16 protein-coding genes and 2 riboswitches are annotated in these 15,287 nt (G+C 32.6%); of the genes, 9 read left to right on the top strand and 7 right to left on the bottom strand.

What is annotated here, in order from left to right:
* Positions 1-7 precede the first annotated feature (7 nt).
* The 3 genes from RBG61_RS08085 to RBG61_RS08075 all read left to right on the top strand — a co-directional run bounded on the left by RBG61_RS08085 (position 8) and on the right by RBG61_RS08075 (position 2,618).
* Positions 8-1,087 carry an FkbM family methyltransferase gene (locus tag RBG61_RS08085; protein ID WP_307942460.1) on the top strand — a complete coding sequence of 360 codons (1,080 nt, stop codon included), beginning with the start codon at positions 8-10 and terminating at the stop codon, positions 1,085-1,087.
* Positions 1,088-1,197: 110 nt separating this feature from the next.
* Positions 1,198-1,665, top strand: coding sequence for an RNA polymerase sigma factor (locus RBG61_RS08080; RefSeq protein WP_307942459.1), 468 nt, complete (start codon positions 1,198-1,200; stop codon positions 1,663-1,665).
* 2 nt (positions 1,666-1,667) lie between these two features.
* Positions 1,668-2,618 (top strand): zf-HC2 domain-containing protein, encoded by a 951-nt coding sequence (locus RBG61_RS08075; protein ID WP_307942458.1) that lies wholly within the window; start codon positions 1,668-1,670, stop codon positions 2,616-2,618.
* 41 nt (positions 2,619-2,659) lie between these two features.
* Here RBG61_RS08075 and RBG61_RS08070 read toward each other — a convergent pair whose 3' ends face one another.
* The 5 genes from RBG61_RS08070 to RBG61_RS08050 form a co-directional block, all read right to left on the bottom strand.
* Positions 2,660-4,474: an aminotransferase class I/II-fold pyridoxal phosphate-dependent enzyme gene (locus RBG61_RS08070; RefSeq protein WP_307942457.1), complete on the bottom strand. Its 1,815-nt coding sequence runs from the start codon at positions 4,472-4,474 to the stop codon at positions 2,660-2,662.
* A 15-nt stretch (positions 4,475-4,489) separates the two neighbouring features.
* Entirely contained in the window at positions 4,490-5,599 is a 1,110-nt protein-coding gene (locus RBG61_RS08065; protein ID WP_307942456.1) for an NAD/NADP-dependent octopine/nopaline dehydrogenase family protein, read from the bottom strand.
* 12 nt (positions 5,600-5,611) lie between these two features.
* The gene (locus RBG61_RS08060; RefSeq protein WP_307942455.1) at positions 5,612-7,027 is read right to left on the bottom strand and encodes a lipopolysaccharide biosynthesis protein; all 1,416 of its coding nucleotides are present in this window, start codon (positions 7,025-7,027) and stop codon (positions 5,612-5,614) included.
* A 111-nt stretch (positions 7,028-7,138) separates the two neighbouring features.
* Entirely contained in the window at positions 7,139-8,251 is a 1,113-nt protein-coding gene (wecB, locus tag RBG61_RS08055) for a non-hydrolyzing UDP-N-acetylglucosamine 2-epimerase (protein WP_307942454.1), read from the bottom strand.
* 392 nt (positions 8,252-8,643) lie between these two features.
* Positions 8,644-9,282, bottom strand: coding sequence for a hypothetical protein (locus RBG61_RS08050; RefSeq protein WP_307942453.1), 639 nt, complete (start codon positions 9,280-9,282; stop codon positions 8,644-8,646).
* Positions 9,283-9,704: 422 nt separating this feature from the next.
* Between RBG61_RS08050 and RBG61_RS08045 the strand changes: the two genes are divergently transcribed.
* Positions 9,705-10,232 carry a PadR family transcriptional regulator gene (locus tag RBG61_RS08045; protein ID WP_307942452.1) on the top strand — a complete coding sequence of 176 codons (528 nt, stop codon included), beginning with the start codon at positions 9,705-9,707 and terminating at the stop codon, positions 10,230-10,232.
* A gap of 40 nt (positions 10,233-10,272) precedes the next feature.
* Here the strand turns inward: RBG61_RS08045 and RBG61_RS08040 are convergent, their stop codons facing one another.
* Entirely contained in the window at positions 10,273-10,551 is a 279-nt protein-coding gene (locus tag RBG61_RS08040; RefSeq protein WP_307942451.1) for a late competence development ComFB family protein, read from the bottom strand.
* 161 nt (positions 10,552-10,712) lie between these two features.
* Here RBG61_RS08040 and RBG61_RS08035 point away from each other — a divergent pair, with 161 nt between their 5' ends.
* Complete coding sequence (locus RBG61_RS08035) at positions 10,713-10,886, top strand: DUF1540 domain-containing protein (RefSeq protein ID WP_307942450.1); 174 nt, start codon at positions 10,713-10,715, stop codon at positions 10,884-10,886.
* Between the two features lie 60 nt (positions 10,887-10,946).
* Here RBG61_RS08035 and RBG61_RS08030 read toward each other — a convergent pair whose 3' ends face one another.
* Positions 10,947-11,357, bottom strand: coding sequence for a hypothetical protein (locus RBG61_RS08030; RefSeq protein WP_307942447.1), 411 nt, complete (start codon positions 11,355-11,357; stop codon positions 10,947-10,949).
* Positions 11,358-11,870: 513 nt separating this feature from the next.
* Here RBG61_RS08030 and RBG61_RS08025 point away from each other — a divergent pair.
* From RBG61_RS08025 to RBG61_RS08010, 4 genes are all read left to right on the top strand, one after another.
* Positions 11,871-12,953 carry a sodium ion-translocating decarboxylase subunit beta gene (locus RBG61_RS08025; RefSeq protein ID WP_373889742.1) on the top strand — a complete coding sequence of 361 codons (1,083 nt, stop codon included), beginning with the start codon at positions 11,871-11,873 and terminating at the stop codon, positions 12,951-12,953.
* A 12-nt stretch (positions 12,954-12,965) separates the two neighbouring features.
* A complete protein-coding gene (locus RBG61_RS08020) occupies positions 12,966-13,100 on the top strand; it encodes an OadG-related small transporter subunit (protein ID WP_307942445.1) in 135 nt (44 codons plus the stop codon).
* Between the two features lie 595 nt (positions 13,101-13,695).
* Positions 13,696-13,779, top strand: a riboswitch (cyclic di-GMP riboswitch).
* 46 nt (positions 13,780-13,825) lie between these two features.
* Entirely contained in the window at positions 13,826-14,554 is a 729-nt protein-coding gene (locus RBG61_RS08015) for a signal peptidase I (RefSeq protein WP_307942442.1), read from the top strand.
* Positions 14,555-14,560: 6 nt separating this feature from the next.
* Positions 14,561-14,644, top strand: a riboswitch (cyclic di-GMP riboswitch).
* Positions 14,645-14,672: 28 nt separating this feature from the next.
* The gene (locus tag RBG61_RS08010) at positions 14,673-15,254 is read left to right on the top strand and encodes a SipW-dependent-type signal peptide-containing protein (protein WP_307942441.1); all 582 of its coding nucleotides are present in this window, start codon (positions 14,673-14,675) and stop codon (positions 15,252-15,254) included.
* Positions 15,255-15,287 lie beyond the last annotated feature (33 nt).

The following is a 15,287-nucleotide window of genomic DNA, read 5'->3' as shown; positions in this document are numbered from 1 at the left end:
GAAAAACGTGATAGAGCTATTAACAGAAAAACAAAGCTTATGGGAGCATTTAAAGCAAACAGATAAGCCAATTTTTATCTATGGAATGGGCGATGGTGCATTAAAAATCATTCATGTATTAGAGCAATTAGGAATTCCGTTTGAAGGAATTTATGCTAGCAATAATTTTGTAAGAGGTCATAGCTTTTGTGGTTATAAAGTTTTGCGATTAGATGAGGTTACCGCAATGCATGGAAAAAACTTTATTAGTTTGCTTGCATTTGCAACATTTCGTCCTGAGATGCTAGAAGTACTTTATGCATTACAGGATGAGTGCGAGTTCTATGCACCTGATGTTCCGGTTGTGAAAACAGATGATGAGGTCTTTGACCATGCGTATATACAAAAACATAACGAGCAGTTTACCAAAGTATACAATATGCTTGCAGACGATTGGTCTAAAAAAGTTATGATTGATACGCTGAATTTCAAAGTGAGTGGTAAAATTGATTATTTAAAAGGCATTACCACCAATATCAGTGAAGTGTATGAGATTATTAAGCCAACAGGTCATGAGCATTATGTTGATTTAGGCGCTTATAATGGTGATACCGTTTCAGAGTTTTTGCGATACAGCAATGGTAGCATTGAACAAATTTATGCTTTTGAGCCGGATGTAAAGAACTTTAAACGATTACACAAGCGAATTGACGAGGAAAAAATAACGAATATCAATACTTTTAATATTGGTGCTTGGAGCGAAAAAACGGTGCTGCATTTTTCAGGAAAAGGTGGCCGCAATTCAAAACTGGAAAACACAGGAGTTATTGAAGTACAAGCCAATTCTGTGGATCATATTTTGCAAGGGAAAAAAGCTACCACAATTAAATTTGATGTGGAGGGTGCCGAGTATCAAGCTTTATTGGGATGCAAAGAAACAATTCAAGCTTATGCACCAAAATTGATGGTATCAAGCTATCATAAAAATGAAGATTTATATGCATTACCATTATTGATTCATGAGCTTAATCCAAATTACAAGTTTTATTTAAGACATCATCCTTATATTCCATGTTGGGAAACCAACTATTATTGTGTTGTAAAATAACCAAAGGGCAATCTTTACGGATTGTCCTTATTTTGTTGTAACCTTTTCATGTTAATAGGGACTAATAGATTGTGCGCACTTATTTAACGATAAGGAGATGATGGAAGCTATTGAAGGAATTCGACGAAATATATACGACATATGTAAGCGAAATACAGCGTTATTTCTATTATTTATATTTAAACGAGGACATAGCATCAGAGCTGACTCAAGAAACCTTTTATCGTGTGTTTTGCTCCTTAGTTCGTTTTAGTGGTAAATGTTCTATGAAAACCTGGATATACTCCATTGCAAAACATGTACACTATAAGCAGCTAGACAAGCAAAAAACAGTTTCACTGGAAGAAAATATTTCTGTAGATAGCTTTACGATGAAGGCGGATGATAAGATAACAATAGAACAAGCTATTTTATCACTACCTGAACCATACAAGCAAGTTGTCATATTACATTTAATCAATGATTTACCGTTGCGTAGGGTTGGAGAAATAATGGAACATACGGAAAATTGGGCAAAGGTTACATATTATCGGGATAAATTATTATTACAATCTAAACTAAGCGAAAGTGAGGAATAAAAATGAAATGCAGTTATGTTGAAGACTTGTTGCCACTTTACGAAGATGATTTGTTGAGTGAAGAGACAAAAACGGATATTAAAGAGCATTTAAAAATTTGTGAATCCTGTAACCATAAACATGAATTAGTTTCGAAAAAGCCAATCCCCCAAATTGAGTTGACTGAAGAAATAGAACAAGATGGTGTGGCAATTAAAAAGGTGACACAACGGGTAAAGAAAAAGTTTATTATTACAATTATCAGCATTATTTTAGCGACAATATTGCTTGTAATGGGTATTGAAAATGCTTATTGGGCAATAAACTCTAAAGTTTATTATTTGGATATTCCTGTTGTAAATAATACATATGATTACGAAAAAATATATCGAGCTCTACAAGATAAGTTTGGATTTACGGATGACAATGCGGTAGTAATTGGAAGGGACGCTTTTATATGGAAGCCTGCAGATTATATGTTACCAATATATTCGATAAAGAAAACGGTTAACGGAAAATCCCAATACTATAGGTTTAGCTATGGTATAACAGATAAGGATGATATAAACAAATTAAAATTAGAAGTTATTCCAGGTAATAAAATTACCGGAAGCTATAATCCTAAGGCGCACACCTATAAACTAAAAGAGCTATTAGAAAGTTGTTCGAGAATTCCAATTAAGCACGCCAAGTCATTTATTTCTGAAAGTTATAATGCTACTTTTGAGTATCTTTATAGTACAGATGGTTGGGCAGAAAAAAATTATCATACTAAGTTTACAAACGAAAAAGATGGCGAATATGATATGACAACAATTCCATCCGAGCAACATTATGTGTTTGTTGTGGACAAGCAAAAAAATATTAAGGAAATGAAAGACCCGGTTACATTTAATTCGAAAGATTATATCTTATGGGCAGAAATGAACCCTGCATCTGACTTGAAGTCTGTAGTTTATTATATAGAACGATAATTAAATTGCAAAAAGCTACCCATTTGGGTAGCTTTTTATAGTTATTTCATCAATATTTTCAATGCTGTTACTAATGCATCATTATCTTTTTCATCTCGAACGGCAATACGGATATATTGTTTACCGTCAAAACCTTTTTTGGTAGATAAATCTTTAATTAAGATGTTAAAGTCATTTAATAAATCTTCCGCTAACTTGTTAGCAGAGTAAGGTGTTAATACTTCGCACATTAAATAGTTTGCATGAGATGGAATAACACGTAAATGCTTAATTTGGCTTAAGTTTTCAACATATTCATTGCGAACTTGTTTAAACTTTTCAATTGCTTTTTTATAATCGGATTGATATTTTTCGCAAATTTGTAGATAAAACTCACCAAATGAGTTTATGTTCCAAATGGCAACATCTTTTTTCATTTGAGATATCAATTCTGTGTCGCCTGTTGCGATAACGCCAAGTCGTAAACCGGGAACACCATATGATTTTGAAATGCTTTTTACAACAATCATATGAGGATATTTTATAAGAATTTCTTGTTCCAATAAAGATTGCCATTCAGCGGTGTCTGCAAAATCCACAAAGGATTCATCAACAATAAAGCGGATCCCTTTTTGTTTTGAAAATTCAGCAAGACGTAAAACATCTTGTTTTTTAATTAAATTACCGGAAGGGTTATCAGGGTTAATTAACGCTAAAACAGAAATATCTTTATCTTGGTAGAATGAAATTAAATCATCTGCTGTATATGAGTAATCTGAATTTTGAGGGATAAAAGCAACGATATCATCTTTCGACTTACGGTTTGGATATTCTTCAAAGGTAGGAAAAGCAAATCCGATTTTACCTGTTAATATTGTCATCAATGATTTAATAAGCTCAGCTGCACCGTTACCTACAATAATATTCTCTTTGTGCAATCCAAAATATTTAGCGGCTAATAAGCTGTTAACATCTAAACCGGATGGATAGTTACATAAAAGACGTTCAAAGTTTGCTTTGATTTCGTCAACAAGTTTTGGATTGGGGAAGAATGGATTGACTAAATAACAAAAATCAAGCATTTGTGGGTATCTCCAATAGCCGCCATAGCGAATTTGGAATTTTTTCAATTTTTCTTCTCTGCTTGCAAAGAGAGATTCCGCAATATTCAAGTCTTGAATATCATCTATTTCGTACCAAGCTTCATCTTTTAGACGAACCGCTTTGATTTCTGGTTTATCAAGTAAGGTAATAACTTTTAAAACTTGCTCATAATATTCGTTATTTCCAAGCGCTTTGCTATATGCTTCTAAGAAAGGAACGTAGTGCGTGGAAGAAAACTTTTGGCTGAATTTATAAATATTTACGGTTTTAAAGTAATTCGGAATATCCTCAAAATGAAACTCACGCTTTGTACGGAATGCAATAATGGAATCCTCGTCATCCAATTCCATTACAGTTCCATCCATCCAACTTTCAAATTTCGCAACAAGAGCTAAGCTTGGATATGGATTATCCAATAAGTAATCTAATACTTTTTCTTCAAAGATTAAATCGGATTCTAATAATAAAGTATCATCTTGCAGCAAATAATCTTTTGCTAAATAGAGCGAATAAATGTTATTTGTTTTATTGTAAATAGTGTTAAAAACATATTCTATTGGAGTTTTTATGTTTAATGACTCAATATAGTCAATCAGCTTCTGACCTTCATAGCCAACTACAATTATGATTTTATTAAAATTGCGTTTCTCTAAAATTGTTAGCATTCTTTCAATCATGCTAACGTCATTAACTTTTACCATACATTTGGTTGCTTCGCTGGTTAGTTCTTTTAAACGTTTACCCATTCCTGCGGCTAATATCATTGCTTGCATTGTTGTATTTCCTTTCTACTGATAAAATGTATATACATCCTCTTTTGTATGAATTCCAAAATTTTGAGGGATTGCAGTTTTCGTTAAATCAGGCCCATTAAAACCGGTTTTGGTAAAATACATTTGGCCACTGATATGCTGATACCATTGTAATATTATATCAATATTCGGTGTTTTGCAAGAAAAAATTTCGGCAAATCCTTTTATTATACAAAGGCCATATGGAAAATCCTCTGTAAAGTAACGAGAGTTCAAATCAAAAACATACCGCCCATTTTTTTGAATCATGGGAGATGTAATTCCTTTAAAGGAAAGAATATTAGAAATTTTATGCGTCATTGCTTGAATGGTATGAGATTCATAGTGTGTTGTTAGAGGAACTACACCGGTTAAATCAAGCTTGTTAATTGCTTTACATACTGCTTGTAATTCCGTATCACAAGCAATTAACATTTGCGAGGAGAGATCATCCCAAGCTTCATAAAATAAAACATTTTCTTTCCATGAATGAGTTGGGGCTGCATTTTGATACATGGCGTAAAGCCTAGTTGTGTGAAGTATAGGATTAGAGGGCGTAAATGTGACGGTGAGGTAATTGTCCAATGGGAAACAGTGTAACTGAAATAAGTCCTGTATAATATCGCATAGTTGGCTTGTTTTATGTTTTGGAAAAGCGCACAAACGAACGGAATGCTTTTTTAATCCGGATACGTTTTTCCCATACTTAGTTACACGAGCAATACAAGGAACACGATCCAATCCAAAAATAATGTGACCTTCTTCAATCATGTTTTTTGCAATAAATTCAACGCCTCCTGTTCCCGGGATAATTCCAATCGGAGTTGATTTCTTTAAATGCGGCTTAATTTCATCTAAAATATTCTTTAACGTAAAAGTTGGCGTTGTAATCAACACAATATCACATATTGCTAGTATTTTTGAATCATGTGTAATTTTTGAGATATGTGCAGAAAACGACTTTTGCGATTCCATATCCGTATAGCAAATTGTTTTTGACCATTGTTCTGGTCGTCTTGTTTTAATATAGACTTCATGACCATTTTGGTTCATTATTGCTGCAATGGCTGTACCGATATTTCCCCCGCCGATAACGCAAACATTCATAGAAACTCCTTATTATTTTTTAAAGCGAGTTTTTAATGATTGTCTTGTCCGATCTATAATGTCTTTTATTAAATCTTTGAAAAATACCAATCCGATTACTGCAACCAATAAACCGAACAGGATATTCCACCCAATACTCAATTTGAGATAGATATAAAATCCAATAGCGAATAAAAAAAATGAAAGAAATAAGAAAATAAAATCTATCTTTATTTTTGCAGTTTTTTTCAATAATACTACTCGTATCGCAATATTAACCGTAAATCCAAGTAGAAGAGAAATATTTGCCGCTTGTAGCCCTAAAGAAGGAATCAACAAGTGCAAAATGCTTACATTTATAACTGCGGCTACAAGGGTAGAAAAAAAGATAATACCCGTTTTCTTTTCAGCGGCATAGATACTACCGAAAAATCCGCTGATAATGCTTGCAGCAGTTGCTAATAAATATAGTGGAATATAAGCAAAAGCCTCATGATAATTTGGACCGATGAAATAAGGAAAAATAACTTGAATTACTGGCATGAATATCAATATGCCAAGCATAAGAAGTTGAATATAATAATTGGTTGCTGTTGTATAGAATTGAGAGTTATCGTTCTTGTTTCCTTTTGAAAAAGCGAGTTCTTGCCAAGCCATTGAAAAGCAGCTGGAGACTAAAGTCAAAACTGCACTGAGTCGAATGGCGACTCCATAAAGTCCATTTGCATCAGCACCCATGATATTTTCTATAGCAATACGATTATAGCTGGATAAAAACCAATAACAAGCCGAGTTAATGCAAAGTGGAAGGCTGAATCGAATCATGCTTTTAATCATTTGCTTATCAATATATTCTCGTTTAAAACGAGTCAGCAAATGCACCTTAGATTCCATGATGATAAGCTGAACAGTAATGCCGAGAACAATGGAAATGTATAAAGAAAGCAATGTCAGTCGAAACCCTAAAATTAAAATAATGTTAGAAATAGAGCCGACTAAACTTCCAATAATACCTGAAATTGCATATGTTTTGTTTAGGCCGAGTCCTCTTGCAATATAACTATAGATAGAATGTAGCATGGTTAAAAAACCATATAGAAAAATCCAAGGTAAAAAAGCAATATTAACTGAAAATGCAATTACAATGAATATAATACTATATAAAATTGCGCTAATAGAGAAAATACATAACCCATTCACAATTGGCTTCATTTTCTGTTTTTGATCATTCATATCATACATATAGCGCATGATGCCTGACCATATTTCTAAACTGATAACCGGAATAAGAATGCTCAAATAGTTAAACGAGTTATCGTAATAACTCATATCGGCTGTTTCAATAAAATTTGTGTAAATGGGAAGCAGAAAAAATGAGATAATTTTTGTTAATACACTCCCTGCAAAATAAGTAGCCGAGGATTTTGCAAAACGGCCAATATTACTCATAGCGTTCAGTTCCTCTTTCTAGTTTATTGTTTGATCAACTGCTTGTCTTATTTGAAGCTTGTAAATGGGTAAATTCAAATATGATTAGGATAATTGTATTTTCTAAAAATATTAGTTCTTTTGGAATTTTTCAATAATAGCATCAACAATTCGTTTGCTTGCAAAGCCATCTCCATAAGGGTTGGATGCTTGACTCATTCGATTGTATTCTGCAGTGTCGGTTAGGAGCTCATCAATCAATTGATAAATCGTTTCTTCATTGGTTCCTGCAAGCTTTAGAGTGCCAGCTTTTATGCCTTCAGGGCGTTCGGTTGTATCACGCAATACAATAACGGGTTTCCCTAAAGATGGGGCTTCTTCTTGAATACCACCACTATCTGTTAAGATTAAATAGGATTGATTTAAAAGATTATGGAATTCCACAACCTCAAGCGGTTTAATTAATCGAACACGATCACAATTCCCGAGAATTTCATCTGCAGTAGCAACTACGATTGGATTTAAATGCACAGGGTATACCACTTTTATGTCTTCATGTTTATCAATGATACGTTTAATCGCATGAAACATATTTCGCATAGGCTCGCCGAGATTTTCTCTTCTATGAGCAGTTAATACAATGAGGCGGCTGCCTTTTGCCCATTCTGTGATTCCGTCGCTGTAATCGTCTTGAACAGTAGTGTGTAAAGCGTCAATAGCAGTATTTCCTGTTACAACAATTGTACTTTCCGATTTACCTTCATTTAATAAGTTTTGTTTGCTTTGCTCTGTTGGTGCAAAGTTCATATCGGAAATAACTCCAACAAACTGGCGGTTTGCTTCTTCCGGATACGGAGAATATTTATTATAAGTGCGAAGTCCCGCCTCTACATGTCCAATTGCAATTTGCTGATAATATGCAGCAAGTGCACCTGCAAACGTAGTAGATGTATCTCCATGTACTAAAACAATGTCGGGTTTCTCATCTTTAAATACTTGCTCAAGACCTTTTAATACACGAATCGTAATATCAGAGAGCGTTTGACCTTGCTGCATAATATCTAAATCATAATCAGGAACAATATGAAAAGCGGTTAACACTTGATCAAGCATTTGACGGTGTTGTGCAGTAACGCAAACAATACTTTCTATTTCTTCACGACTTCTTAGTTCTTTCACTAAAGGTGCCATTTTAATCGTTTCTGGTCGAGTACCAAAAACAGAAATTACTTTAATTTTTTTCATGATTTCCTCTCACTTTCTTGTACTTTTAGTAATAAAAAATGCTATATTACAGGTGAAAGCTGTTTCAATTTCTTATATTCAATCTTTTAATACGATTAGAATATAAACTATTATAGTTTAAGCAATAATCGTATATTCTTTCACATATTATATGTTTTTTCTATAGGAATGTCAATCCAGCGAAACATGGTTTACCTGTTTAAACAACAGATAACAGACTATTTAACAAGTGGAACAATATTCAATAAGATAAATAAGGAAATTATAAATCCTAATATATTTAAACAATACAAATATATCTATAAAATTGCAATGAATAAATAAGATAAATAAAAATATAAAAATGTCATTCGAAATAAAAAAGTTCCGAATGACATTTTATACATAAAGAATTATACAGATTGTGTTGCAGGCTTATGGGTATCCTTACTTTGCATTGCCGCAATTTGCTGTGCATTAAGTACAAGATGGTGAAAAATATTGCTTGGTTGATTAGATAGTTCAGCTTGTAATATTGAGATTGCCTCTTTTAAACTATTTGCTTGTTGCAATTCAATATATTGTGCAAGCTTTTCAATATAGTCAGGATAGCAGTAGGAAAATGGGAGTGAAAGAAATGAAGCATCTTGAAATTCCAAATAGGATTCTAATATTTCATCATAAAGCGGTGTGCTGCGTTTTTTAAGTTGCTCAATTTTGTGGTCGGTTCTTTTTTGATGTATTTTTGTAATAGCAATCTTAACGCAAACAGGTATCCCAATTAAACAAGCAATCCATAATGTTAACAAAACGACCTTCCAAAAAGTCAAGCTATGAATACTAAAGTTAATATTAGGATTAAAATAAACGATGCTAAAAAGTCCAATACAAGAAATGATGCAAGCAATGTTACTGATAACCGAGTGATTGCGTTTTGCTTTGTTTTGTATCATTTGTTGTACCAATGATTCATATAAATCCATAGTGTGCTTTAATGGCTCAAAATATTCATGTGCACTATGCAATGAAGTTAGAATTTGCTGTTTTTCCATATAGTTTTCCCTCTCCAAAGAAAGTTTGAATTTTATATATAAGGCTATTTTAAACGAATAGACCTATTTTACTCTTTGCAAACAAAAGTGTCAATTGCTATTTTGCATAATATTCTGGTTGAAAGTAAAGTTAGGTTATAGCTACAAAAATCGAGCTTGCCCTTTATGAAAAATGGTATACTATTAATGGAATGCTATTATACTATTTGAAATGCCAATTACTTATTTTCAAAGCACTACAATATCAGTTCATCTATCAAAGCTACTTGGTCTATTTAGTGGTGGCTCATGTTAATCAAAGCTCTACCTAATATAAAATAGAAATTTTAAATAAATCAGTATTAGAATAAAAGTTTCCTTGCTTGACAGTAAAAGCAATATCTTGTAAGCTAGTAATATAGAGGACAAGGGGGATATCAAGAATGTCATTACGGCACGAAATTTTAGCATTGTTAGATTATGAAGAGGCAACAAGCTATGAGTTGACGAAAAAAATCAATAGTAATGGGTTGTTTTTTTGGCAAGCTCAACAAAGCCAAGTGTATCGTGAAACCACGAAATTAGAAAAAGAAAACTTAATTGTTGCAAATCCACAATCAGCTAATACAAAAAAATATAGTTTAACCAAAGAAGGAAAACAAGTATTAGTAGATTGGTTGAATGAAACGGATGTTACTACATTAGTAGAAATACGAAATCCACTTTTAATGAAAGTGTTTTTCAGTAATATTACAAAGCCCAAAGATACCATTATTGTTTTACAAGAATATGTTAATGCTTGTAAAGCAAAGCTTTCTGAAATAGTAGATGGCAAAGAGGATATTTCAGCATTTGCAAAAGATAAGCATGATGAAATTTGCTTTTCGTTAACAACATATTATGCCGTTTCTTATTATAACTTTTCTATTGAGTGGGCAGAAAAATGCATCACTGTTTTACAACAATTGTAAATTACATAAAATACCACATCGATATTGATGTGGTATTTGTTTATATAAATGGATTGTGTTTAGGATTTTTACTTACAACTTGAATTGCTTTGGTTATACAAGCGATTAAATCGGTTTCGTTTTGAATTTCTGATTCATTCAATTTAACAAAAACGCCACCTTTATGGGTTGCAACATATTTTGGCGGTAGTAAATTTAATGCATAGGAAGCGATATCCATTTTACATTTATCGCAAGAACAGCAATCGAATTTGCCTATAATTTCGTCTAGTTTTTGAAGAACCAGTGGTTCCATCATATTAAGCAGTTCTTTTTCCAATTTCGCGACCTCCAATATGGTAAATTTTACTTACAGTATACACGTAAAAAGTCAGAAAGTAAAGCAGTTTATTGAATTGTATTAAATGAATTTTTTGGTAATCATAAAATTTCAAATAGAACAAATAATAAAATATCATGTAAAAAAGGAGGATTTTTATTATGGATAATTGTTGTTCACATCCAAACCAAAGTATACAATGTACTGTTACCCAATGCAAGAATCATTGTCAGTCACAGAACTATTGTTCTTTAAATTGTATTTCAGTTGGAACACATGAAACAAATCCTACAATGGATCAATGCACCGATTGTAAATCATTTATTTTGAAATAAGTAGATAAACAAACTGCTGTTTTCTCATAAACAGCAGTTTGTTTATGAGAAAGTAGGAATTTAAGAAAGGTTTTGTAAATATGTAATCATAGAAACAATTTCTTCGTCATCTGATTTTTTCAAGCGAATATCGGCCAAAAAATGCAGTTGTGAGAAAACTTTTGTAATTGTTGACATTCCGTCTTGATAATAAGCTTGATGTTGTTGCATTCTCGAAGAAAGGCTACTATAGTATTTGGGGCAATGATAATTCCATTGTGCATAATCTTTGCTTATAAATAGGAAGTAGTCGTAGCTTTTGTTAATGGGTGAAAGTTGATTCTCTTTTAAATAAAGTTCCAGCTGTTCTAGTGAGTTATCTGGGCAAAGAATGACCTGCTCACCATCCCAAGATACAATGAGCTCAACCTCGCAACCAATTTGTAAATAAGTAGAGATGATTTGTTTGTCTGGAAATAAAATAATCTTCAATCTGCCACCTGCTTTCCTTTTTATTAACGAACGGTTTATGTAATAGCATTATATGATTTGAAAATTCATATTTGCTATAAAAATATAATTTTATAAGAGAATTATTTTTATCTGTCTTACATAGAGAATTGTCTCCGAACTATAAAACGCGGCCAATTGTAAAATATAGGGTGTGAATTAGCATGCGTTTTTCTTTTTTTGAAACAAATATATCATTTTCTCTTGCAATTTGTTGATATTTCATTATAATAAAAAATAGTGTTTATTAACAAATAGTAAACCAGGAATTATAAAAGGGAGTAGCTGGCAACAAGTTTTTTGTTGTAGTATGGATGCGACAACTCGATGAAAATCCGCGCATACTTTAAATAGCAAGACTTTTATCATAGTTACACCTTTGCTATGATGAAGGTCTTTTTTTATGAAATGGTTTATAAAAAATGAAAAGGAAGTGGTTAAGTGCAAGCAATTTTTGAATCCTTTACCAAACCATCCCTAACGGAATGGGCAATGATGGTTGCAATGTGGATTATCGGTGGAACTTTAATCTATCTTGCAATTAAAAAAGAAATGGAACCATCATTATTGTTACCAATGGGATTTGGTGCAATTTTAGTTAACCTACCGTTCTCCGGTGCGGTTTCACAGATGATTGACGGTGTATTAGAACAAGGACCAATTGATACATTATTTAATGCAGGTATTGCAAATGAATTATTCCCACTATTATTGTTTGTGGGAATTGGTGCAATGATTGACTTTACACCATTGTTAACAAATCCAAAACTATTATTATTCGGTGCAGCAGCGCAATTTGGTATCTTCTTTACGTTAAGCCTTGCAACTTTATTAGGCTTTGATTTAAAAGATGCTGCTTGTATTGGTGTAATTGGTGCAGCAGATGGACCAACATCTATATTCGTTGCAAACTATTATGAAACAAAATATATCGGTCCTATTATCGTAGCTGCATATTCTTATATGGCATTAGTACCAATTGTACAACCTCCTGTAATTAAGTTAATTACAACGAAAAAAGAACGCTTGATTCGTATGCCATATCATAATAAAGCAGTATCAAAAACAACTAAAATTTTATTCCCAATTATTATTACTATGGTAGCTGGTTTGTTTGCTCCTCGTTCTGTTGCTTTAGTTGGCTTCTTAATGTTTGGTAACTTAATTCGTGAATGTGGAGTTTTACGTTCTCTTTCTGAGAGTGCACAAAAAGAATTAGCAAACTTAATTACGTTGTTATTAGGTCTTTCTATTGCAACAAAAATGCAAGCTGGCGCATTCTTAAACTGGGGAACAATTATGATTATGGGATTAGGCTTGATTGCATTTGTGTTTGATACCGTTGGTGGTGTATTCTTCGCTAAATTCTTGAACTTGTTCTCTAAAACAAAGATTAACCCAATGATTGGTGCTGCGGGTATTTCTGCATTTCCAATGTCATCTAGGGTTGTACACAAAATGGGTCTAAAAGAAGATCCAACAAACCATTTGTTAATGCACGCTGTTGGTGTTAACGTTTCAGGCCAAATCGCATCTGTTATCGCAGGTGGTTTGATTTTAAGCTTGATTATGAAATAGGAGAGTGAAAGAATGAACATTGATGTATTTTTAAAATCACTTCCAGTCATGGGATATGGAATGTTAGGTATCTTTATCGTTATTGGATGTATCGTTGTTATCACTTCTTTACTATCTAAAATTTTTCCAGAGAAAAAAGACAAATAAACAGTTACGGGTGTATCCTTTCGGATACACCCGTCAGTCTAAAGAAAAAGTGAATTTTAGTTTAATAATTGCAAGATATAAGGGCTATTCTTGCAATTATGTATATTGGGCTATCCGCCCAAGCCTGACCATGCTTTTTGGCAATCGCCCCAAAAAGCATGGAGAAAAAACGCTTTATTTCTCAAAATTGTTTTTTATATGACACCGCGTCTTAGTTTGTACGAAATTGATAACGGTAAAGCTTGTGCTATATTATTTTTCATTTACTCCCCTAGATAATTTTTTGTGAAATCGTTATGCGACCAGCAATTGTTCCACGCGAATAACATTTGATAAAATATTTAATTGTTGTTATATGTCATTTCTGAAAAAACAATTTTCGCAAGTGAAATTTTTCTAATATTCATTTTATTCTTGCGCTTTAAGTTTTTCTACAAGCTGGCGGGTGTATCCGAAAGGGTACACCCGTTTTATACCGTTTATAGGGAATATACTTTTATTATATAATTTGTACAGAATGCACAATTAATATAAATAGAAATTATTTACTTATTTGTAAAATAAAGGTTGACAAATAGTCTTCAATATGTTACTTTCTATTTAAGAAAGTTAAGAAGTCTATTCTGTATTTGGTCACTTGGTATAGATGGAGCTAATAGTGAACCCACTCTAATTCATATTTTTTATGAATTAGAGTTTTTATTTTAGCCAAGGAGGTAAGCTTAGTGAAAAACAGTAGAATAGAAATATTTAAGAATGTGGTAAAAAACAAGAAACAAGATATTCCAGAAAATGCAAGTAGCATTGATAGTATAGAAAACCAGAATCTATCCGATGGGGAAAAAGATCTTGTAAATAAAATTCAAATAAACGGAACAAGAGTATTTTTGAAAAAAGCATTTACTAAAACAATGATTAAAAGATATATTATATGTCTATTGTTAATTATTGTATATATTTTGTCCTTCCAGAGCATAAAAATGAGAAAAGATATAAATTATATACCTACGATACTTGGAAACACGTACTTAAATGTATTGAGTGACAGTATGCTACCAAAATTCAAGGTGCATGATTTGGTAATTGGAAAGGTAGTTAAGAACTCAAGTAAAATACATGAAGGAGACATAATTACTTTTAAAGAGGGCGGAATGCTCGTAACTCATAGGGTTATGCAAGTAAAAGATGGGGGGGCTTCTTTCGTTACAAAAGGTGATGCAAATAAAGCGGCTGATGAAAAAGTAGTAACAAAAGAGAACTTAGTATCAAGATATCGATTTCATATTCCTTACTTTGGATATGTAGCAGCAAAATTTCAAGATTTTAAATTTTTAGGACTCATAGGTCTAATTTTCATGTATTTTATCGTTAAGGAATTGATAAAGGAAATTATGAAAAAGAAAAAGGTTGACAAACAAGTTAGCAAAAATAAAAAGCTAGAAGTAAGTATTTAATTCGTCAATCTTAATGGTGCGTTGAAGCATAGTCCGTATATGGTCACTTGGATTATGTGGAGCTAATAGTGAACCCACGCCATTAATATTATAAAAAATTTTAATGGAGGTTGATTTTATGAACGCAAAAATTATTGGTCTATTGGTAGCAGCTGCTCTAGTTACAGGAATGGGAGGATTCGGTACTCACGCTTATTTTACAGACACAGATGCATTAACTGATCAAGTAAACATTACAATGGGTAAACTGGATACTGCAGTATTTTGGGCAACTGACGCAGGTAAAGATCAGTGGGTGGCAACATCTAAAGCTACAGAAGTCAAGAGCAAAGAAGCAAAAACTTTATCATTTGAGAATGTGAAACCTGGAGATACTTTTGAAAGAGTAGCAACAATTGCAAACTATGGCACACTTAAGGGTGATATTACAGTGGCATTTAATCGTCAATTAGCTGGTCTAGATAATAAGGCTATAAGCGTAGAGTTAGTTAATGTTACTTCTCAAACAAGAAAAGTTGCAGTAGATCCTAATGTTACAGACAGATACTATGAAAATGGTGTAGCTCCAAACGGTGGATGGATCCAAGTTACTGTAAAGATTACTGTAAATAAAGAAGTAGGAAACGATTGGATGAGTAAGGTTATCAATGCTGATGCAAACGAATTTTTACTTGTAGGTACTCATCAAACAATATACTAGTTTAAAAACAAGATATTATAATTTATGTTGTTA

The sequence above is a fragment of the Paludicola sp. MB14-C6 genome (assembly GCF_030908625.1).
In the GTDB taxonomy this organism is placed as follows: Bacteria; Bacillota; Clostridia; order Oscillospirales; family Ruminococcaceae; genus Paludihabitans.
Note: the sequence above shows the minus strand (reverse complement) of the source record. Positions and strands in the feature narration are given on the sequence as shown.

Bases quoted from the DNA above. Each gene is read 5' to 3' on its own strand.
- RBG61_RS08075 (WP_307942458.1), top strand. From the start codon at position 1,668: ATGAAATGCAGTTATGTTGAAGACTTGTTGCCACTTTACGAAGATGAT.
- RBG61_RS08070 (WP_307942457.1), bottom strand. From the start codon at position 4,474: ATGCAAGCAATGATATTAGCCGCAGGAATGGGTAAACGTTTAAAAGAA.
- RBG61_RS08065 (WP_307942456.1), bottom strand. From the start codon at position 5,599: ATGAATGTTTGCGTTATCGGCGGGGGAAATATCGGTACAGCCATTGCA.
- RBG61_RS08060 (WP_307942455.1), bottom strand. From the start codon at position 7,027: ATGAGTAATATTGGCCGTTTTGCAAAATCCTCGGCTACTTATTTTGCA.
- wecB (WP_307942454.1), bottom strand. From the start codon at position 8,251: ATGAAAAAAATTAAAGTAATTTCTGTTTTTGGTACTCGACCAGAAACG.
- RBG61_RS08050 (WP_307942453.1), bottom strand. From the start codon at position 9,282: ATGGAAAAACAGCAAATTCTAACTTCATTGCATAGTGCACATGAATAT.
- RBG61_RS08045 (WP_307942452.1), top strand. From the start codon at position 9,705: ATGTCATTACGGCACGAAATTTTAGCATTGTTAGATTATGAAGAGGCA.
- RBG61_RS08035 (WP_307942450.1), top strand. From the start codon at position 10,713: ATGGATAATTGTTGTTCACATCCAAACCAAAGTATACAATGTACTGTT.
- RBG61_RS08025 (WP_373889742.1), top strand. From the start codon at position 11,871: ATGGTTGCAATGTGGATTATCGGTGGAACTTTAATCTATCTTGCAATT.
- RBG61_RS08020 (WP_307942445.1), top strand. From the start codon at position 12,966: ATGAACATTGATGTATTTTTAAAATCACTTCCAGTCATGGGATATGGA.
- RBG61_RS08010 (WP_307942441.1), top strand. From the start codon at position 14,673: ATGAACGCAAAAATTATTGGTCTATTGGTAGCAGCTGCTCTAGTTACA.